The sequence below is a fragment of the Parabacteroides sp. KHUB-02 genome, assembly GCF_056640955.1.
Genome location: NZ_JBWQEV010000001.1, coordinates 1,121,337 through 1,141,404, shown reverse-complemented (window position 1 = coordinate 1,141,404; position 20,068 = coordinate 1,121,337). Strand labels below are relative to the sequence as shown.

Sequence of the window (20,068 nt, the reverse complement as noted above, 5' to 3'; positions counted from 1 at the left end):
TTTACCTTACTGGTTTTTGAAGCTCTTCCAAGCGAGTGGATTGTGCCGGATAGATCTCGAACAGCATCTTATAGCCCTCTTGCCGCTCTTGTGTGGTCGCTTTCGAATAAATCGCGATAATCTCATCTAATTTAGCGTCGACGAACATTTGTAGAAGCACAGAAGTAGGCCGGGCTTTCTTTACTTCCTGCAAGGCGGGAAGCGCACCGATGATCGTCGTACGTCCGCGATCCGGATTTGCCGCCATTTCATCGAGTCCTTTCCGGTGATACGTGTACCACATTTCCCGGAAAGCGTCGGATGCGTTATCTTGCAAAGCCGTCGCTACGGCATGGCGGTTCTGGTTGCTATCAAAAGCTTTCCAGCCCGTCCACGACATCTCGGACTGGGCCATGTTCACGATTTGCTGGGCTTGCTGAATATAGGTAGTTCCACCTTTCGGGGCGAAACTATCGAAATCAAGCCCCAAGATCACATAGACGTAAAACACGATAGTGGCCGTAAGATTGCTGGTCAGCGTATTTGAGTTATAGTCCAATGGCTCTCCCTCCGTATATTCAAAATCCAACTGTTGGTCCCTAAAATTCAGAAGAGTAGTTGTATAACTGGAATTATAGACCGGACGGCGGGCTTGTATCTGGATCTCGCTCTTGAAGTTCGTCTCATCCAATTCATTCACGATAATCGTCATCGTACAATCGATCTTCTCATTGACGGCAAACGTGGCATCCGTCCATTTCCGGTTATTCACGAACTCAGTCAAGGAGTTCTGCAAGGTCGTGAAGATTTGCTTGTTAGCGGTCGCGATCTTGTCTCCGTTTACCGTGATACGGGCGTTCAACTCTTGCGCCTTCCCACAAAAAGGAGCGGCGCAAAGCATGAATAGATAAAACAGTCTTCTTACTTTTCTCATTTCAATAATGTTACCAACTTATTTACGATATCAGAGGCTACCTCCCGCTTCGTTTTGAGCGGATAGCTCGTTACTCCTCCGGCATTGTCGATAATCGTGATCTTATTGGTATCGCAACGGAAACCGGCACCTTGGTCTCGTAAAGAATTCAAGACGATGAAATCGAGATTCTTCCGCTTCAGTTTACCTTCGGCATGAGTAGCCTCGTCGTTCGTCTCCAGGGCGAACCCCACCATGACCTGTCCTTCCCGCTTGATCGCACCCAAAGAGGCGGCGATATCCGGGTTCGGAACCAAATGAAGCGTCATCTCTCCCTCTATTTCCCGTTTGATCTTCTGCTCGGAAGCATTCTCCGGACGGTAATCGGCGACAGCGGCACATAATATGGCAGCATCGCTACTCGGGAATGCGGTTATCGCCGCTTGGTACATTTCCCCGGCAGACTCAACATCGATTCGTTTAATAGCCGGATGATGTGTTTTTAAAGAGACTGGACCAGCGACCAAAGTCACCTCCGCCCCTCTCTCCGCACAAGCTTCCGCTAAAGCGAACCCCATCTTACCGGAAGAGTAATTACCTATAAAACGTACGGGATCTATCTTTTCATATGTCGGACCTGCTGTTATTAAGATCTTTTTTTTTTCAAGATCTTTTTGAGCGAAAAAGAAGTCTTCCAAAACCTCGATAATCTTATCGGGTTCTTCCATCCGGCCTTTACCAACCAAATGGCTCGCCAATTCCCCCTCGGCAGGTTCGATAATCCGGTTACCGAATGAACGCAAGCGCTCCAGATTCTGTTGGGTACTCGGATGAGCGAACATATCCAAATCCATGGCCGGAGCCACGAATACAGGGGATTTGCAAGAAAGATAAGTAGTTATCAGCATATTATCGGCGATTCCGTTCGCCATCTTACCGATCGTGGAAGCGGTAGCCGGAGCAATCAACATGGCATCCGCCCAAAGCCCCAGATCCACATGGCTATTCCATGTACCATCCCTATTGGAAAAAAACTCGCTGATTACAGGGTGGCTACTCAACGTCGATAACGTAAGCGGAGTGATAAACTCTTTTCCCGCCGGCGTGATAACCACTTGTACCTCGGCTCCTTTTTTCACCAATCCCCGGATGATATAAGCGGCTTTGTATGCGGCTATACTCCCCGTAATCCCTAATATAATATGTTTATCTTTCAATGTCATATATCGAATCAATTTATCTTTGCCAGTAGAGACGTAGCACATTGCGTCTCTACAACCTCAACAAAAGAATCTCTTTGGCTACTTTTGAGTTTATATTGCCATATTCGCCAAGTTTCCATCCCATTCGATCGATAGGTTCCACCAAAGCATCCAAGTCGGACTCCTTGATCCCATAGTCGGAAAGACGGGTCTTTAATCCCATGAAATGGAAAAAATCTTCCGTAGCCTCTATTGACTTTTGCGCCTTTTCATCGGCAGATCCTTCGGTAATACCAAATACGACCTCTCCCATCCGGATCAGTTTCGCCGCTTTCTCCTTACGCATATAGGTCATGACACCCGGCAAGATAACCGCCAAAGTCTGGGCATGATCCAAGCCGAACTGCGCCGTCAATGCATATCCCATACGGTGTGAGGACCAGTCTTGGGGTACTCCTTGGCCAATCCAACAGTTCAAGGCATTCGTAGCCGCCCACATCAAATTAGCACGAATATCATAATCATTCGGGGTTTGCAAGACCTTGCGGCCTTCTTCCACGATTGTCTTCATCAATCCCTCGGCAAAATAATCTTGAACCTTAGCGTTCACCGGATAAGTCAAGTATTGCTCGACCACATGGATAAACGAGTCAACGACACCGTTAGCCACCTGCCGCTCTGGTAAAGAATAAGTTACCTGCGGATCTAAGATAGCGAACTTAGGGAACACCAACGGAGACATGAAATTCAATTTCTCATGAACAGATTCCCGGGAAATTACCGCCCGTTCATTCATTTCCGAACCGGTAGCGGCCAAAGTCAGCACTACTCCTAAAGGAAGCGCTTTCTTTATCACGCCACCTTTCGACAAGATATCCCAAGGATCTCCCTCGAAAAACGTAGCCGAAGCGATAAATTTCGTAGCGTCGATCACTGATCCGCCGCCTACCGCCAGCAAGAAATCGATATTCTCCCTCTTCACCAACTCAACAGCCTTCATACAAGTCTCATAACGGGGATTCGCCTCGATACCACCAAACTCATAGGTATGGAAGTCTTTCAAAGCTGCCGTCACCTGCTCATAAATGCCATTTTTCTTAATGCTACCGCCACCGTATACCACCAGAACCTTACTTCCTTCTGGAATTAACGCAGACAAACGGGCAATACTTCCTTTGCCGAACACAACCTTTACAGGATTGCAAAACTCAAAATTATTCATCGCCTTATTTTGAATTAAAGTCTCTCAAACGGATCTCTGTCAACATTTTCTTCGTATTCAACGGGAAATCGCCATTCATGATCCAAGAATAATAACCCGGATCCGACTTCAAGATCTCCGTTACCAAACGGCCTTTATACTTACCGAAGTTAATAACCTCCTCGCCTTTATCGTTGTAAACCATACGTCCGGCGAAATCCACATTATTCGAGTAGCAGGAATATTGGGAAAGGAAAGCAACGTCATTCTTCAAATCCGGATAGCGATCCAGCTGCGCTTTCAACACCTCATACGTAGCCAATGTATCAGCCTCAGCCGTATGAGCGTTCTCCAAGCTTTTATTGCAATAGAATTTATAAGCGGCAGATAACGTACGTTGCTCCATCTTATGGAAAATCGTCTGTACATCGATAAATTTGCGCCGGTTCAAATCGATATCCACACCCGCACGCAGAAACTCCTCGGCAAGCATGGGTATATCAAAACGGTTGGAATTATATCCGGCCAAATCACAACCCTCGATCTGGGTTGCCAAAGATTTAGCGATCTCCTTAAAGGTCGGACAATCTTTTACATCTTCATCGGTTATGCCATGAATAGCGGTAGATTCGGGGGGAATAGGCATACCGGGATTTATCCGGCGTGTCTTCGTTTCTTCTTTCCCATTTGGGAAGACCTTCACGTAGGAAATCTCTACGATACGGTCCTTTACGATATTTATACCCGTGGTCTCTAAATCAAAAAAGACCAGCGGGTTCCTTAAGTTTAACTGCATTATTTATTTATTAGTCATTCAACATCATCGGCATCAGCAACATGAGCAAGTCCTCGTCCTCATCATTCTCAGAAGGAACGATCAAGCCGGCACGTGAAGGGTCCGCTAATTCTAATACAACCTCTTCCGAGCTGATATTTCCAAGGATCTCGATCAGATATGTAGCCTTAAAACCGATGCTTAACTCCGTCCCGTCAAACTGACAAACAATACGCTCTTCCGCAGAAGTGGAGAAATCGATATCTTGGGCGGAAACCGTAATCAAGCTATCCTTCAAGTGCAACTTCACCAAGCTGCTCGCCGGATTAGAAAAGACAGAAACACGCTTTAAAGCATTCAAGAAAGAGATACGATCGATCGTTACCTTAAACGGGTTTTCTTGAGGAATCACACTATTATAGTTCGGGTAACGCCCCTCGATCAAACGACAAACCATCTCGAAGTTCGTGCAAGTAATATACGCATTGTTATCATCAAACTTAATCAATACTTGCTCCGACTCCTTCGCCAACAAATTCTTCAATAAATTAGCCGGCTTCTTCGGCAAAATGAAAGAAGCCCGTTCCGGGGATTTCACCGCCAAGTTACGCAAGCGAACCAATTTATGTCCGTCTGATGCCACGAACGTCAAATCATCCGTATGGATATCGAAATAGACACCATTCATTACAGGGCGAAGCTCATCATCGGCCGTGGCGAACAAGGAACGACTGATGCCGTTTAACAGCATCTGGGCATCCATCGAGATAGAGATAGCGTTATCATTCAACGGCTTCTGCTGCGGATATGTGTCCCCTTTCTGACCGATAAAATTATACTTACCATTCTGGAAATGAATGAAAATCTCCAAATTCTCATCATTGATATCAAAAGTAAGCGGTTGTTCGGGAAGCTCTTTCAGCGGATCGAGCAGTATCTTGGCGGAAACCGCAAAGAGTCCGGCACCTTGGGCATTCATGACGTCTACGGAAGTCACCAACCGGGTCTCGGCATCGGAAGCTGTCACCGTAAGCGTATTTCCTTCTAGGTTAAAAAGGAAGCTGTCCAGAATCGGTAAAGAGTTCTTGGAAGCGATAACCTTGCTTATAGACTGTAAACGTGATAATAGCGCAGTGCTGGATACATCGAATCTCATAGCTTTAATATTTTATCTTGTTATATTATTATTTCACACAAACTGCCATTTGGATGGGAAGAGACACGGCATGCCCCATCTCTACAAATTAACCCAACAAAATTAAGAAAATATTTTATTTGTAACCAACTATACTTTCAAAAGTTTAGGGTACAAAAAAAGCTTCCCTCCGCTTTATCGGAGAGAAGCCTCTTATATTCTTTATTATTCGATACTTAATTATTTAGCGAAATAATCTTTTACTGCTTCGTTAGGGATCATTTCCTCTTGGAAGATGTATGCACCTGTTTTCGGAGACTTAACCATTTTAATCACTTTGGAATAAGTACGACCGTCACCTTTCTTAAATGTTGCAACTGCTTTTTTTGCCATCGTTTAAAATCTCCTATTACTTAATTTCTTTGTGTAACGTCATCTTCTTCAAAACCGGATTGTATTTCATCAATTCCAATCTCTGAGTAGTATTCTTTCTATTCTTCGTAGTGATATAGCGAGACATACCCGGCATTCCACTTTCCTTGTGCTCTGTACACTCAAGGATTACCTGTACTCTATTTCCTTTTGCTTTTTTTGCCATTTTCTATATCCTCCACAAATTATGCGTTCAAATAACCTTTTTCAGCCGCCATCTTGATAGCCGCATCCAAACCTAACTTATTGATTGTACGTAAGCCAGCCGCAGATATATTCAAGCTAACCCAGCAATCCTGCTCTACCCAGTAGAACTTCTTCGTAAACAGGTTGACATTGAACTTACGCTTCGTTCTTCTCTTTGAGTGAGAAACGTTGTTTCCAACCATTGCTCTCTTTCCAGTAATTTGACAAATTTTAGACATTTCTAATCTGTTCTTTTAAATTATACGAAATTTAAGTCAACTCCTGCTATGTGTCTTCCCTTTCTGAACTAGCATCATGAACAAAAACGAAGATTCTAATAGAGTCTTATCTTTACAGGGTGCAAAGGTAAGAATTATTTTGATTTATCCGCAAGAATTCTCAAATATTTTTTCCTCAACAAATCATGTCTTAAATTAGTTATAGGTATATAACAACATAACATGATATTCATTATGGCAAGAAGTTTTAAAGAAGCGATCCAGCATCGCCGGACACATTATGGAATAGGTAACAACTCTCCCATTTCCGACAACGAGATTCATGAGATTATTAAGACAGCGGTCACTCACGTTCCCTCCGCATTCAATTCGCAGTCTACGAGAATCGTACTGCTACTGGGTGAAAGCCACAAGAAGCTTTGGGAAATCGTAAAAGACACGCTTCGTAAAATCGTCCCCGCCGAAGCCTATAAGGCTACCGAGGCAAAGATAGATAATTCTTTCGAGGCTGGCTATGGCACGGTCCTCTTTTTCGAGGATACAGCGGTAGTAGAAGGCTTACAGAAGCAATTTCCTTCTTATAAAGAGAATTTCCCGGTATGGTCCCAACAGACATCGGCTATGCATCAATTCGCGGTATGGACTATGCTGGAAGACGCCGGCTTCGGCGCTTCTTTGCAACATTACAACCCGTTGATCGACGAGGCGGTCGCTAAACAATGGCATATCAATCCGAACTGGAAACTGATCGCCGAGATGCCGTTCGGAACCTCTACCCAGGAACCGGGAGAAAAACAATTCGCTCCATTAGAGGAACGAATTTTAGTATTCAAATAATTATAATAATGTATATGGAATATGACATAGCAATCATAGGCGGTGGACCTGCGGGTTACACCGCCGCCGAAAGGGCTTCGGAGAATGGATTAAAAACGATCCTTTTCGAGAAGAACGCTATCGGTGGCGTCTGCCTAAACGAGGGATGTATCCCGACAAAAACTCTTTTATACTCCGCCAAGATACTAGACAGTATCAAAAGTGCCTCCAAATATGGTATAGTGGCGATGAAAGACCCAAGTTTCGACTTGGCAAAGATTATCGACCGGAAGAACAAGACCGTCCGTAAACTTACGCTCGGGGTAAAAGCCCGGCTTACGGGTAACGGCGTCACCATCGTAGAAGGAGAGGCACGAATCACCGGAGAGGAGTTTGGAAATATACGGATTCACTGCGATGGAAAAGAGTATTTAGTGAAGAATGTGTTAGTATGCACAGGCTCTGAAACCGTGATCCCTCCTATCAAAGGGTTATCAGAGGTCAAGTATTGGACTTCCCGGGAAGCCCTTGATCTCAACGATTTGCCAAAATCGTTAGCGATTATCGGTGGTGGCGTGATCGGAATGGAGTTCGCCTCATTCTTTAACAGTATGGGCGTAAAGGTGAAGGTAATCGAGATGCTACCCGAGATATTAGGGAATATGGATAAAGAAACCTCAGCGATGCTTCGATCCGAGTATAAGAAAAAAGGCGTAGAGTTTTTCTTGAATACCAAAGTTTCAGAGGTATCGGCAGAGAAAGTCTTTGTTGAGAAAAACGGCAAGGCAGACACGATTGAAGCCGATAAAATATTGGTGAGCGTGGGCCGCCGTCCGATTACAAAGAGTCTGGGACTAGAAAATCTAGCGATCGAAATACAAGGGGCCGGCGTAAAGGTGAACGAACATATGCTGACTTCCCATCCACATGTATATGCGGCTGGAGATATTACCGGTTTTTCCCTGCTGGCACATACGGCTTACCGGGAAGCGGAAGTTGCCATACACCATATCCTAGGCATACCGGACGAGATGAGCTATAAAGCCATTCCGGCGGTAGTTTATACGAATCCGGAATTGGCGAGCGTGGGTAAGACAGAAGAGGAATTGGTAGCGAACGGGGAAAGTTTTCGTGTTCAAAAGATCCCGATGACCTATTCCGGACGTTTCGTCGCAGAGAACGAGAATAGTAATGGTTTATGTAAACTGATCACGGACGACGAGGATCGTATCATCGGTTGCCATCTACTAGGGAATCCGGCATCCGAGATTATCGTCACCGCCGGAATCGCTGTCGAGAATGGTTATACAATCGATGAATTTAAGAAAAATATTTTCCCGCATCCGACAGTCAGTGAGATCCTCCACGAAAGTTTATATATCTAATAAAACGCCTAACTAAAACAGTTTCCTGATGCTTTGCATTCACAATACACAAACGGATCCATACTTCAATTTGGCCGCCGAAGAGTATCTGCTCAAGAATTTCAAAGAGAATATTTTCATGCTTTGGCAGAATGAACCATCAATCGTGATCGGTAAGCATCAGGATGTATGGGCCGAGGTAAATCTCAAATTCGTACAAGACCAACAAATCAAGATAGCACGCAGGTTTTCCGGTGGTGGTGCCGTTTACCATGATCCGGGAAACCTGAATCTTACATTTATAGAGACCGGCCAGATTATGCAGACCGACAAATATACCATCCAGATCATGAATTTTCTCAAGACATTGGGAGTACATGTCGAGGTGGATGAACGGAAAGGATTAACTATCGGAGGATTTAAAATATCGGGTAGCGCACAGAGTATCCATAAGAATCGGTATATGCACCATGCTACCTTATTGTTTTCCACCGATCTGGATAGGCTCGTCACCTCCTTGAAAAGTACATCCCATCAAACACCAAAGAAAACAGGAGGTAAACGATCGACATTCGTTAAATCTGTACGGAGTCCGGTCACGAATATCAGCGCCCATCTTCCGGCTTCTATCTCCATCCAGCATTTTAAGAAAGCGCTTCTTTACTATTTCACGATCAATAATCCCGGCATACAGGATTATTCCTTCACGCAAGCAGACTTGGAAGCCATCTATCGGCTTAAAGAGCAGAAATATGCTACAGCCAGCTGGAACTTTAACACTTATACACTATAATACAGAAACTTACCTTCTTGATCTTTGTTCTTATTATATACCGTTTGTAGAGACGGGGCACGCCCCGTCTCCCCACTATATAACAGTAATTAAAAAATCAAAATATGGCTACATTTGAGATAAAGATGCCTAAGTTGGGCGAAAGTATTACAGAAGGAACCATCATCTCATGGTCGGTAAAGGTAGGTGATACCGTAGAGGAAGATGATGTCCTTTTCGAAGTAAGCACAGCGAAAGTAAGCGCTGAGATTCCATCCCCCGTTGAGGGAAAAGTAAAACAACTTCTTTTTAATGAGGGAGACACCGTAGCGGTCGGTACAGTCGTAGCGATCCTTGAGATCGAAGGTGAAGGAGAGGATAACGGAGCTCAGCCGGAAACCTCGGAGGCTCCTCAACCGAAAGAACAAGTCCCCGCTCCCGTCCCAGAGGAATTATCAAAGAATTCCCAAGAGGAAGATCGTTGGTATTCTCCCGTCGTATTGCAATTAGCGAAAGCTGCCGGTGTATCGCAAGATGAACTGGATCATATTCCGGGTACCGGATATCTGGGACGTCTCAGTAAGAAAGATATTCAAACGTATATCGATCACAAAAATAAAGGTACGGAAATGCCGAAGCCGAAACAGGCTCCTGTTTCTTCCATGCAGCAAACGGCTACGAGCACGCCAACAATTACGGTAGCGCCGCCGACCGCTCCTTCCATGCCTATGACAGCGGCCACTCCATCTGCTCCACTCGCCCAAGGAGACGAGGTGAGAGAAATGGATCGTGTACGTAAGATCATTGCGGACCATATGGTATTATCGAAAAAAGTATCTCCGCATGTGACGTCGGTTATCGAGGTAGACGTGACCCGACTGGTTAACTGGCGTAAAAAAGTGAAGGATCAATTCTTCAAGCAAGAAGGCATCAACCTAACTTATATGCCGGCTATTACCGAAGCGACAGCCAAAGCGTTGAAAGCCTATCCATTAGTAAATTCATCCGTGGACGGTTACAATATCATCCTAAAGAAGCCTATTAATATAGGTATAGCGGTTTCCTTAAACGACGGAAATTTAATTGTCCCGGTTATACACGATGCCGATAAGCTGAACCTAAGTGGCCTCGCCTCACAAATAGATACCTTGGCGGCTAAAGCCCGTGAGAATAAGCTCGCCCCGGATAGCATCCAAGGCGGAACGTTCACGATTACGAATTTCGGAACCTTCAAGAGTCTGTTCGGCACCCCGATCATCAATCAGCCTCAAGTAGCGATCCTAGCCGTCGGTTATATCGAGAAGAAGCCTGCGGTAGTAGAGACGCCCGAGGGAGATACGATCGCTATCCGTCACAAGATGTACCTCTCACTCTCCTACGATCATCGTATCGTGGACGGAGCTTTGGCGGGAGCCTTTTTACGTTCCATCGCCGACGAACTAGAGAATTGGAACGCTTAATACATTATATATAATAGAACAACATGAAAAAGTATGATATAAAAACAACAGATAAGGAGACTCTCAGGAAATGGTTTTACCTTATGACGCTCGGAAGGGCGATCGATGAGAAGGCTCCCTCCTATTTATTGCAATCTCTCGGCTGGTCTTATCATGCCCCGTATGCCGGGCACGACGGGATACAACTCGCCATGGGACAAGTATTCGATAAGGACACGGACTTTCTCTTCCCCTATTACCGGGATATGTTGACGGTTCTCTCGGCGGGAATGACCGCCGAGGAGATCATCTTGAATGGTATCTCCAAGGCGACCGACCTGACCAGTGGCGGCCGCCACATGTCTAACCACTTCTCTAAGATGGAATGGCATATCGAGAACGTTTCTTCCGCTACGGCGACTCACGATCTCCATGCCGCCGGCGTGGCACGGGCGATGGTTTACTATGGACAGAAAGGCGTAGCGATTACCTCGCACGGTGAATCGGCCGCTTCCGAAGGCTATGTGTATGAGGCAATCAATGGCGCCAGCAATGAGCGACTGCCGGTTATCTTTGTCTTCCAAGACAATGGATATGGTATCTCTGTCCCCAAAAAGGACCAGACGGCCAATCGTAAAGTTGCCGATAACTTCTCTGGCTTCAAGAATTTACGTATTATCCATTGCAATGGAAAAGACGTGTTCGATTCCATGAATGCCATGACCGAGGCCAAAGAGTACGCGATCGCTAACCGGACTCCCGTGATCGTTCAGGCCAATTGCGTACGGATAGGCTCCCACTCAAACTCCGATAAACATACCTTGTATCGTGATGAGAACGAGCTTACCTATGTAAAATCCGCCGATCCTTTATACAAATTCCATCGCATGCTGATTCGTTACGAGCGTTTCACCGAGGAAGAATTGAAAGAGATCGCGGATCTAGCGGCTAAAGACCTGAAAGCCGCCAATCGGAAAGCGATGGCCGCCCCCGATCCCGATCCGTCTACCGTCAAGGATTACGTCCTCCCGGAACCTTATCAACCTCAGAAATACAAAGAAGGTGTTCAAAACGAGGAAGGAGAGAAAGAAACGCTAGTTACGGCGATCAACAAGACGTTGAAAGCGGAGTTCCGGCACAACCCGGATACGTTTATCTGGGGACAGGATGTAGCCAATAAAGAAAAGGGTGGCGTATTCAACATCACCAAAGGCATGCAGCAAGAATTCGGTATCGAGCGAGTCTTCAACGCCCCTATCGCCGAGGATTATATCGTAGGGACAGCGAACGGTATGTGCCGCTTTGACCCGAAGATCCATGTAGTGATCGAGGGTGCGGAATTCGCCGATTACTTCTGGCCGGCCGTCGAGCAATACGTGGAATGTACGCATGAGTATTGGCGCAGCAACGGGCAATTTACCCCAAACATTACTTTGCGCCTAGCCTCCGGAGGCTATATCGGAGGAGGGCTTTATCATTCCCAGACCATTGAGGGCGCATTGACCTCATTACCCGGTGCCCGGATTGTTTATCCCTCTTTCGCGGATGATGCCGCCGGACTGTTGCGGACGAGTATGCGTTCTAAAGGCTTTACGCTCTATCTGGAACCGAAAGCGCTCTACAACGCGGTAGAAGCCTCCACCTTTGTCCCCGAGGATTTCGAGGTTCCGTTTGGGAAAGCCCGTATCCGCCGTCCGGGAAAAGATCTGACGATCATCACTTATGGCAATACGACCCATCTTTGCCTCAACGTAGCCGAGCTTCTTTACAAAGAAAAAGGCTGGGAACTGGAGGTTATCGATCTTCGTACCTTGATACCATTGGATAAAGAGGCGATCTTCAACTCGGTGAAGAAAACCAGTAAAGTATTGATCGTACATGAGGACAAGGTCTTCTCTGGCTTCGGAGCGGAAATTGCCGGTATCATCGGCTCGGAACTATTCCAGTACTTGGATGCTCCGATCCAACGGGTAGGTTCCCTATTCACTCCGGTTGGTTTCCATCCGGTCTTGGAACGGGCCATCCTCCCCAACGAGGAGACCATCTATCATGCGGCAAAAGAACTGCTGCTTTATTAGATCCACATTCGTTAAATCTTTAAAAGCATCACAATGAAAACAGGATTATTTTACGGAACGGGCACAGAGAAAACAACCTTTGTCGCCAATAAAATAAGAAAAGCTTTCGGGGAGGATCAGATCGATATCATCCCTATTGAAAGCGCATGGAAAAGAGATTTCGAGGCTTACGACCATATAATCGCAGGAACCTCTACTTGGTTCGATGGCGAGCTTCCCACCTATTGGGACGAGATCATCCCGGAACTGGTCACTTTAGACCTTAAAAATAAGAAGGTCGCTATTTTCGGTCTTGGAGATCAAACGAATTATCCGGATAATTTCGCCGATGGAGTCGGCATACTGGCGGACGCTTTCACCTCCTGTGGAGCGACTTTAGTAGGCGAGACCTCTTCGGATGATTATTTCTTTAATGCCTCCAAAGCCTTGAAAAATGGCAAACTACTAGGCTTAGTCCTCGATTTGGAAAACCAACCGGATCAAACCGACAAACGAATCGAGCGATGGGTGAAGCAATTGAAGGAGGCGTTTGGATAAAGAAGAATGCATCTTAAACTCGTAAACGAGAACTAAACAGAAAGCGTAACGAATCACTCCACGGGTTTGTTACGCCTTCATTCTATACACCTGTCTTTCATACACATACTGTGCCAACATCTGCCATCGCCTTGGCACAGCTGTGCCACGCTGATGGCATACCCGTGCCATAGTGATGGCAAGCCCGTGCCACGCCGATGGCAAAGCTGTGCCACCTAGATGGCAAACATACTTTATTAGCGAGACGCTAATTAGTTAAACATTTGACTAATCCGAGAAAAAACGCTATCTTCGCGCCCAGCAAGTTTAAAAGAATTATAAGTAATGGTAGAAGGTAAAGAATTCCGGGAACTTATGTTACAAGTTGTCCGCACACGCATGGCATTTCGTCGGTCTATGCAACGAACGCTGAAAAAGAACAACGCCGGTATAACATTTGAGATGCTTCAAATCTTGAGTTGCCTATGGCACGAACAAGGTATCACCCAACAGGTCTTGGCAGAGAGAACGGCAAAGGATAAGGCTTGTCTGACAAACCTAATGAACAATTTAGAGAAGAAAGGCTACGTCCATCGGAAAGAAGATCCCGAGGACCGGAGGAACAAACTGGTTTTCCTAACCCCGGAAGGAGAAGAATTCAAAAAGCAAATTCGCCCGATCCTTGATCAGGTTTATGTACATGCGGAGCATATTATCGGAATAGAGAACGTAGAAACCATGTTATCCGAATTAAAAGCAGTACATAATGTCCTTGAGAATATATAAAAAGCACGTATTGAGCCTCTTTTGTATGACGGTCGCTACATTTCCGGCAATCGCCCAAACCGATTCGCTCTTCTTGACCATCAACCAGCTTTTCGAGAGAGGCGTACGGCATAGTCTGCAGATCCAAGCAGACGTCTTAAAAGAATCGATAGCGCAAGAGAGAACCCATACGGCACGTTCCGTACAATTGCCAGACCTGCAAATCGGCTTGAAAGGTGGATATGTAGGGCAACCGATCCTCTTTGAGCAAGGACTCGCCCATCCGACTCGCCCGGAAGCGCCCGATTGGTCCCAGAACTATGCCATCGACCTTACCCAACCGATATATCAAGGCGGTAAAATCCGGTATTCCATTCGGAAAGCGGATCTGGAGAAAGAAGTCGCCTCTTTACAAACGCTCACAGACCAGAGTGAGATCAAGCTCGGTCTATTAAACCAATACATCGGTCTTTTCAGCCTGTTTAAACAACGTGAGGTGCTTTCCCGTAATATCGAGGAATCGGAACGCCGCCTGCAAGATATCCGGCGTATGAAAAAAGAGGGACTGATAACCAATAACGACGTATTAAGAAGCGAGATGCAATTAACCAACGACCGCCTATCCTTGCAAGAAACGGATAATAGCCTCATACTGGTATCACAGCAATTGGATATCCTGATCGGTCTCGATGAGAATCTATTGCTCAAACCAGATACCACGTTACTGGACCAAACCGTATCTTTAGAAACTTACGAAGATTATGTAGCCCAAGCCTATTCCAATGATCCGGCGATACGTCTACTCCGGAAACAAACAGAGTTAGCCCAAAACGATATACGTTTGACTAAAGCCTCCTCGCTACCCAGCCTATCGCTATATGCGTCGAACACATTGGCACGTCCGGTCTCCCGAACATTAGCGGATATGTATAACAACAACTGGAACATAGGGCTGTCGCTCTCCTACCCTTTATCCTCTTTATATAAAAACAACCATAAGATAAAGGAAAGCAAATGGATGGTCTCGTTACATAAAAACGAGGAGGAACAGAAAAAGCAGAAAATCCGTATGGAAGTACGCACCGCGTTCTTACGTCATAAGGAGGCTCTACAAGAAGTGGAAGCCTTGAAGTTATCCGTACGGCAAGCTCAAGAGAACTATAGGATCATGCAAAACCGGTATTTAAACCAATTGGCGATCCTAACCGACTTACTCGACGCGAACTCGGTTCTCCTCAACGCAGAGCTACAGCTCACGAATGCCCGTACCCACGTGATTTACACTTACTATCAACTACAGAAGGCTTGCGGCCGTCTCTAAAAAGAAACAACGACTATGGCAAACGAATTAAAAGAGAAACATCAAAGACTAAAGAAAGTAAGGACACGGAATATAGTATTAAACTCCATATGTATCCTTTTAGCCGGTTCCGGCATTTGGTGGACAGCCAATTATTTCTGGCGTTACATCAATTATGAGGTGACAAACGATGCCTTTGTGGACCAATATATCGCCCCACTAAATATACGTGCCTCCGGCTACATAAAAGAGGTCCGTTTCAAGGAACACCAGTACGTTCACCAAGGGGACACACTTCTCATACTGGACGATCGGGAATATCGGATCAAGGTAAAAGAGGCAGAGGCCGCGTTGATCGATGCCCAAGGATCACAAGACGTACTTCGTTCCGGTATCGAGACCTCCCATACGAACATCGCCGTACAAGACGCCAACATCGCCGAGGCTAAAGCCAAGCTTTGGCAACTGGAACAGGATTATCACCGATTTGAGCGGCTGCTGAAAGAAGAATCGGTCCCCGAGCAACAATACGAGCAATCCAAAGCCGCTTTCGAGGCGGCGCAAGCCCGATATCAGGCGTTGGTGGAACAAAAGAAAGCCGCTTTCTCCCAATTCACCGAAACCAGCAAGAAGACAACAGGAGCCGAGGCGGCGATCTTACGAAAAGAAGCGGATCTGGATTTAGCGAGGTTAAACCTTTCCTATACCGTTATAACCGCCCCTTACGACGGTCATGTAGGCAGACGGACCTTAGAGCCCGGACAATACGTGCAAGCCGGACAAACGATATCCTACCTCGTACGAGATAAAGACAAATGGATCACGGCCAATTACAAGGAGACCCAGATCCCCCACATCTATATCGGGCAAAAAGTACGTATCAAGGTAGACGCGTTGCCGGGAAAGATATTCAACGGGGAGGTAACCGCAATCTCCGACGCCACAGGCTCCAAATACTCATTGGTCCCGACCGACAATTCCGCCGGAAACTTCGTCAAGGTACAACAACGTATCCCGGTACGGATAGACTTGGAAAATCTATCGCAAGAAGATACGCAATACTTAAAAGCAGGCATGATGGTTGAAACAGAAGCCTTACGCAAATGATCACGATGAAAGAGCTTGGGGCACCGATCCGCCAATGGGTGCCGGACTGGTTAGGATTGATTTGCATCTTCATCGTTATCCTTCCGGTTACGATGCTAAACGGTTCGTACACCGGCAGTATGCTGGAGGTATCAAACACGCTAGGCACGAACACCGAGGATATAACCATGGGATATTACGCGGCAGCGGCGGGAATGGCGGTATCCTATCCGATTATTCCGAAGATATTAGAAGCCTTCTCTATAAAATTCTTATTGTTAGCGGATTTAGTCGCCCAGTTCTTCTTAAGCTGGATCTGTGCCCGCTCCCAGAACGCCGACATATTGATCGTCTGTAGTTTCGCGATTGGTTTCCTGAAAGGGTTTCTCATGCTGTGGTTTATCCGGTACGCACAAAAGATATTCAGCCCTAAAAATATACGTAGCCAATTCTATTCCTACTTCTATCCTTTTGTTTTCGGAGGGGGACAAGCGTCCATGCTTGTTACCGCACAGTTAGCCTACCATTATGACTGGAAATATATGTATTATTTCATGATGCTGATGATCTTATTGGCCATACTAGTGGTAATCATCTGCTTCCGCCATAACCGGCCGATCAAGTCCATCCCCTTGGCCGATCTACACATCCGGGAAATGTTCATCATATCCACCGGATTGTTAATGCTTATGTATGTCATTAATTACGGGAAAGTACTCGACTGGATGGCATCCCCCAAGATTTGCCTTTATATCATGATCGCCCCGATATTGATCGCTTTATTTATTTGGTATCAATATCATTCGGAACGTCCGTACGTGAATCTGGCGCCTTTATACCAACCGAAAGCCATTATCGGTTATTTCTATATGATGCTTGTCATGTTTTTCAGTACTTCGACTACCTTGTTGACCAGCTACCTGACCAGTATCTTAAAGGTAGACAGCACCCATACCTATTCCCTTTATACTTATTTGCTTCCGGGATATGTCTTGGGGGCGTTCATCTGTTTTTGGTGGTTCCGGTGGCAACGTTGGCGGTTTCGTTTCTTGATAGCGGGAGGAATGAGTTGTTTCGTCCTGTTCTTCGGGAGCCTTTATTTCGGGATCTCACCGGATAGCAGATACGAGATGCTCTACTTTCCTATATTCCTCAGGGGATTGGGCATGATGATTCTTATCATAGCTTTTGCCTTATTTGCCGTGGAAGATTTAAATCCTAAATATTTATTGTCAAACGCTTTCTTTCTCATCATTTTCCGTTCGGTACTATCCCCTATCATGGCGACTTCTTTTTACAGTAATATACTATATCGCTTGGAACAAAAATATATGTATTCCTTATCAGAAACCGTTACGCTGGCCGATCCTCTAGCCGCCTCACGCTATAATCAGGCGCTTGGCAACGCCTTGACCCAAGGGCATCCCTACGACGAGGCAGCGCAAATGGCTACCAATACACTCTATAATACGTTACAGCAACAAAGCTTATTATTGGCGTTAAAAGAGATACTGGGGTATTTATTAGTCATCTCCTTATTCATAGCGATCGTATCCCGTTTTATCCCATTCCATAAAACCATCCGTGTTACATTCGCCAAGACAGGAGATGATATGGTTTGATCAAACTATGCCCGGCTGCAAATCTATCAGCCGGCATCTGCCTTTTTGTCATTTATAGTTTATCCGAAACATTTTGGCATTCGTTTTGTATAGGAATAGGCGGATCTTGAGAATGATCAGGATCAGGAATACGCACAAAATAACAATAAAAATAATAAGATATTCAGACTATGAGCAGTAAACAAGGTAACATCGGAGTAACATCGGAAAACATCTTTCCGATTATCAAGAAGTTCTTATACAGTGATCACGAAATCTTCCTTCGTGAACTTGTTTCTAATGCGGTAGACGCTACCCAGAAGTTAAAAACGCTTTCTTCCGTAGGCGAGTTTAAAGGCGAACTCGGCGATTTGACCGTACAGGTTAAGTTCGATGACAAAACGATCACGATCTCTGACCGGGGTATCGGTATGACGGCCGAGGAGATCGATAAGTACATCAACCAGATCGCTTTCTCCGGCGCCGAGGAGTTCGTTGAGAAATACAAGAACGACGCCGCTTCTATCATCGGTCACTTCGGTCTTGGTTTCTACTCCTCTTTCATGGTTTCCAAGAAAGTAGAGATTGTGACGAAATCGTACAAAGAAGGCGCTGTTCCCATGAAATGGAGCTGCGACGGTACGCCGGAATACTCCTTGGAGGAAACGACGAAAGAGGATCGTGGTACCGATATCATCCTGTATATAGACGACGAGAATAAAGATTTCTTGAACAAGGACAAGATCAATGGCTTGTTGACAAAATACTGCCGTTTCTTACCGGTTCCTATCGCATTCGGCAAGAAGCAAGAGTGGAAAGATGGTAAATATGTAGATACAGACGAAGATAACGTAATCAACGACACCAAACCGGCATGGGTTCGCAAACCGGCCGATATGACCGACGAGGATTACAAGAAGTTCTATCGTGACTTATATCCTATGACGGATGAGCCGTTGTTCTGGATTCACTTAAACGTAGACTATCCGTTCAACTTGACCGGTATCTTATATTTCCCTCGCATCAAGAGCAACATCGACTTGCATCGTAACAAGATACAGTTATATTGCAACCAAGTATTCGTTACGGATTCCGTAGAGGGTATCGTTCCTGAGTTCTTGACATTATTACATGGTGTATTGGATTCACCGGATATTCCGTTGAACGTATCCCGTTCCTATTTGCAAAGCGATCAGAACGTGAAGAAGATCTCCAACCACATCACGAAGAAGGTGGCAGACCGCTTGGAAGAGATCTTCAAGAACGACCGTCCGCAGTTCGAGGAGAAATGGGATAGCTTGAAACTATTCATCCAATACGGTATGTTGACTGATGAGAAGTTCTACGACCGTGCGGCTAAGTTCGCCTTATTCAAGGACGTCGAGGGCAAATACTTCACTTTCGAGGAATACAAGAACTTGATCAAGGACAACCAAACAGACAAAGAGGGTAACTTAATCTATCTGTATACGACCAATAAAGACGAGCAATACAGCTATATACAAGCCGCAAAGGACAAAGGTTACAGCGTCTTGGAAATGGACGGACAATTGGATGTACACTTGATCGGACAATTGGAGCAGAAGTTCGAGAAGAGCCGCTTCGTTCGTGTGGATAGCGATACGATCGATAACCTGATCCGCAAGGAAGACTCGAATAAGGTAACCTTGAGCGAGGAGCAGAAAACGGCCATGCAGGAAATATTCAAGAGTCAGATGCCGAAATTGAACAAGACCGAGTTCTACGTAACATTCGAGGCATTGGGCGAAAACGCGAACCCTGTCATGTTGACACAAAGCGAGTATATGCGAAGAATGCGTGAGATGTCCGCTATGCAACCGGGTATGTCTTTCTATGGCGAGATGCCGGATAGCTTCAACTTCGTATTGAATACGGATCATCCGTTGATCAAGAAAGTATTAACAGAAGAGGAGCAAGCTTGCGACGAGAAGTTAAAACCGATCCTTAGCGATATCAAAGGATGGGAGGCTCGTCAAGCCGACTTACGTGAGGCTCAAAGCAAAAAGAAAGAAGATGAGATCACGGCGCAAGAGAAAGAGGATATGACCAACACCAACCATAAGCTGGATGAGCTTCGTGAGCAACGCAACCAAGTTCTGGCCGAGTACGCCGGTACGAACAAGACAGTTAGTCAGTTGATCGACCTTGCTTTGTTAGGAAACGGTATGCTGAAGGGAGAGGCCTTAAGCCAATTCATCAAACGTAGCGTAGAACTGATCGGATAAACCAATCCTCACATATATAAAAA

19 protein-coding genes are annotated in these 20,068 nt (G+C 45.7%); 11 read left to right on the top strand and 8 right to left on the bottom strand.

The features are described 5' to 3' along the window. Nucleotide 1: 1 nt before the first annotated feature. From porD to rpmB, 8 genes are all read right to left on the bottom strand, one after another. Nucleotides 2-913 (bottom strand): type IX secretion system protein PorD, encoded by a 912-nt coding sequence (gene porD / locus ACYIA1_RS04935; RefSeq protein WP_480334564.1) that lies wholly within the window; start codon nt 911-913, stop codon nt 2-4. After that, nucleotides 910-2,115, bottom strand: coding sequence for a bifunctional phosphopantothenoylcysteine decarboxylase/phosphopantothenate--cysteine ligase CoaBC (gene coaBC / locus ACYIA1_RS04930; RefSeq protein ID WP_413639347.1), 1,206 nt, complete (start codon nt 2,113-2,115; stop codon nt 910-912). The genes porD and coaBC overlap by 4 nt, the downstream gene beginning before the upstream one ends. Before the next feature lie 49 nt (nt 2,116-2,164). Next, nucleotides 2,165-3,316, bottom strand: coding sequence for an iron-containing alcohol dehydrogenase (locus ACYIA1_RS04925; protein WP_413639346.1), 1,152 nt, complete (start codon nt 3,314-3,316; stop codon nt 2,165-2,167). A 4-nt stretch (nt 3,317-3,320) separates the two neighbouring features. After that, on the bottom strand, nt 3,321-4,091 hold the full coding sequence (locus ACYIA1_RS04920; protein WP_005857624.1) for a 3'-5' exonuclease: 771 nt from the start codon (nt 4,089-4,091) through the stop codon (nt 3,321-3,323). A gap of 10 nt (nt 4,092-4,101) precedes the next feature. Next, the gene (gene dnaN / locus ACYIA1_RS04915) at nt 4,102-5,226 is read right to left on the bottom strand and encodes a DNA polymerase III subunit beta (protein ID WP_005857626.1); all 1,125 of its coding nucleotides are present in this window, start codon (nt 5,224-5,226) and stop codon (nt 4,102-4,104) included. A gap of 219 nt (nt 5,227-5,445) precedes the next feature. Continuing rightward, the gene (locus ACYIA1_RS04910) at nt 5,446-5,598 is read right to left on the bottom strand and encodes a DUF4295 domain-containing protein (RefSeq protein ID WP_005638125.1); all 153 of its coding nucleotides are present in this window, start codon (nt 5,596-5,598) and stop codon (nt 5,446-5,448) included. 16 nt (nt 5,599-5,614) lie between these two features. Then, complete coding sequence (gene rpmG, locus ACYIA1_RS04905; RefSeq protein ID WP_005857628.1) at nt 5,615-5,803, bottom strand: 50S ribosomal protein L33; 189 nt, start codon at nt 5,801-5,803, stop codon at nt 5,615-5,617. 19 nt (nt 5,804-5,822) lie between these two features. Next, nucleotides 5,823-6,062, bottom strand: coding sequence for a 50S ribosomal protein L28 (gene rpmB / locus ACYIA1_RS04900; protein WP_005857630.1), 240 nt, complete (start codon nt 6,060-6,062; stop codon nt 5,823-5,825). 234 nt (nt 6,063-6,296) lie between these two features. On the opposite strand from rpmB, the gene ACYIA1_RS04895 reads away from it, so the two are divergent. From ACYIA1_RS04895 to htpG, 11 genes are all read left to right on the top strand, one after another. Beyond that, nucleotides 6,297-6,899, top strand: a complete 603-nt coding sequence (locus ACYIA1_RS04895; RefSeq protein WP_036615787.1) for a nitroreductase family protein — start codon at nt 6,297-6,299, stop codon at nt 6,897-6,899. Between the two features lie 14 nt (nt 6,900-6,913). After that, a complete protein-coding gene (gene lpdA / locus ACYIA1_RS04890) occupies nt 6,914-8,263 on the top strand; it encodes a dihydrolipoyl dehydrogenase (RefSeq protein ID WP_122297278.1) in 1,350 nt (449 codons plus the stop codon). Nucleotides 8,264-8,291: 28 nt separating this feature from the next. After that, a complete protein-coding gene (locus ACYIA1_RS04885; RefSeq protein ID WP_122268214.1) occupies nt 8,292-9,035 on the top strand; it encodes a lipoate--protein ligase family protein in 744 nt (247 codons plus the stop codon). Nucleotides 9,036-9,139: 104 nt separating this feature from the next. Further along, the gene (locus ACYIA1_RS04880; protein WP_121960848.1) at nt 9,140-10,474 is read left to right on the top strand and encodes a dihydrolipoamide acetyltransferase family protein; all 1,335 of its coding nucleotides are present in this window, start codon (nt 9,140-9,142) and stop codon (nt 10,472-10,474) included. Between the two features lie 23 nt (nt 10,475-10,497). After that, entirely contained in the window at nt 10,498-12,531 is a 2,034-nt protein-coding gene (locus tag ACYIA1_RS04875) for an alpha-ketoacid dehydrogenase subunit alpha/beta (protein ID WP_196007312.1), read from the top strand. Nucleotides 12,532-12,564: 33 nt separating this feature from the next. Beyond that, a complete protein-coding gene (locus tag ACYIA1_RS04870) occupies nt 12,565-13,068 on the top strand; it encodes a flavodoxin (protein ID WP_005857641.1) in 504 nt (167 codons plus the stop codon). Nucleotides 13,069-13,392: 324 nt separating this feature from the next. Continuing rightward, nucleotides 13,393-13,833, top strand: a complete 441-nt coding sequence (locus ACYIA1_RS04865; RefSeq protein WP_005857644.1) for a MarR family winged helix-turn-helix transcriptional regulator — start codon at nt 13,393-13,395, stop codon at nt 13,831-13,833. Next, a complete protein-coding gene (locus ACYIA1_RS04860) occupies nt 13,814-15,133 on the top strand; it encodes a TolC family protein (protein ID WP_480334558.1) in 1,320 nt (439 codons plus the stop codon). Before ACYIA1_RS04865 ends, ACYIA1_RS04860 begins: the two co-directional genes overlap by 20 nt. A 15-nt stretch (nt 15,134-15,148) precedes the next feature. Continuing rightward, nucleotides 15,149-16,219: an HlyD family secretion protein gene (locus ACYIA1_RS04855; protein ID WP_480334556.1), complete on the top strand. Its 1,071-nt coding sequence runs from the start codon at nt 15,149-15,151 to the stop codon at nt 16,217-16,219. Beyond that, complete coding sequence (locus ACYIA1_RS04850; protein WP_162613635.1) at nt 16,216-17,820, top strand: MFS transporter; 1,605 nt, start codon at nt 16,216-16,218, stop codon at nt 17,818-17,820. The genes ACYIA1_RS04855 and ACYIA1_RS04850 overlap by 4 nt, the downstream gene beginning before the upstream one ends. 170 nt (nt 17,821-17,990) lie before the next feature. After that, entirely contained in the window at nt 17,991-20,045 is a 2,055-nt protein-coding gene (gene htpG, locus ACYIA1_RS04845) for a molecular chaperone HtpG (RefSeq protein WP_480334553.1), read from the top strand. The last annotated feature ends 23 nt before the right edge of the window (nt 20,046-20,068 follow it).

What these genes read in the sequence shown, in the direction of transcription:
- porD (WP_480334564.1), bottom strand. Translation starts at nt 913, where the DNA reads ATGAGAAAAGTAAGAAGACTGTTTTATCTATTCATGCTTTGCGCCGCT.
- coaBC (WP_413639347.1), bottom strand. Translation starts at nt 2,115, where the DNA reads ATGACATTGAAAGATAAACATATTATATTAGGGATTACGGGGAGTATA.
- ACYIA1_RS04925 (WP_413639346.1), bottom strand. Translation starts at nt 3,316, where the DNA reads ATGAATAATTTTGAGTTTTGCAATCCTGTAAAGGTTGTGTTCGGCAAA.
- ACYIA1_RS04920 (WP_005857624.1), bottom strand. Translation starts at nt 4,091, where the DNA reads ATGCAGTTAAACTTAAGGAACCCGCTGGTCTTTTTTGATTTAGAGACC.
- dnaN (WP_005857626.1), bottom strand. Translation starts at nt 5,226, where the DNA reads ATGAGATTCGATGTATCCAGCACTGCGCTATTATCACGTTTACAGTCT.
- ACYIA1_RS04910 (WP_005638125.1), bottom strand. Translation starts at nt 5,598, where the DNA reads ATGGCAAAAAAAGCAGTTGCAACATTTAAGAAAGGTGACGGTCGTACT.
- rpmG (WP_005857628.1), bottom strand. Translation starts at nt 5,803, where the DNA reads ATGGCAAAAAAAGCAAAAGGAAATAGAGTACAGGTAATCCTTGAGTGT.
- rpmB (WP_005857630.1), bottom strand. Translation starts at nt 6,062, where the DNA reads ATGTCTAAAATTTGTCAAATTACTGGAAAGAGAGCAATGGTTGGAAAC.
- ACYIA1_RS04895 (WP_036615787.1), top strand. Translation starts at nt 6,297, where the DNA reads ATGGCAAGAAGTTTTAAAGAAGCGATCCAGCATCGCCGGACACATTAT.
- lpdA (WP_122297278.1), top strand. Translation starts at nt 6,914, where the DNA reads ATGGAATATGACATAGCAATCATAGGCGGTGGACCTGCGGGTTACACC.
- ACYIA1_RS04885 (WP_122268214.1), top strand. Translation starts at nt 8,292, where the DNA reads ATGCTTTGCATTCACAATACACAAACGGATCCATACTTCAATTTGGCC.
- ACYIA1_RS04880 (WP_121960848.1), top strand. Translation starts at nt 9,140, where the DNA reads ATGGCTACATTTGAGATAAAGATGCCTAAGTTGGGCGAAAGTATTACA.
- ACYIA1_RS04875 (WP_196007312.1), top strand. Translation starts at nt 10,498, where the DNA reads ATGAAAAAGTATGATATAAAAACAACAGATAAGGAGACTCTCAGGAAA.
- ACYIA1_RS04870 (WP_005857641.1), top strand. Translation starts at nt 12,565, where the DNA reads ATGAAAACAGGATTATTTTACGGAACGGGCACAGAGAAAACAACCTTT.
- ACYIA1_RS04865 (WP_005857644.1), top strand. Translation starts at nt 13,393, where the DNA reads ATGGTAGAAGGTAAAGAATTCCGGGAACTTATGTTACAAGTTGTCCGC.
- ACYIA1_RS04860 (WP_480334558.1), top strand. Translation starts at nt 13,814, where the DNA reads ATGTCCTTGAGAATATATAAAAAGCACGTATTGAGCCTCTTTTGTATG.
- ACYIA1_RS04855 (WP_480334556.1), top strand. Translation starts at nt 15,149, where the DNA reads ATGGCAAACGAATTAAAAGAGAAACATCAAAGACTAAAGAAAGTAAGG.
- ACYIA1_RS04850 (WP_162613635.1), top strand. Translation starts at nt 16,216, where the DNA reads ATGATCACGATGAAAGAGCTTGGGGCACCGATCCGCCAATGGGTGCCG.
- htpG (WP_480334553.1), top strand. Translation starts at nt 17,991, where the DNA reads ATGAGCAGTAAACAAGGTAACATCGGAGTAACATCGGAAAACATCTTT.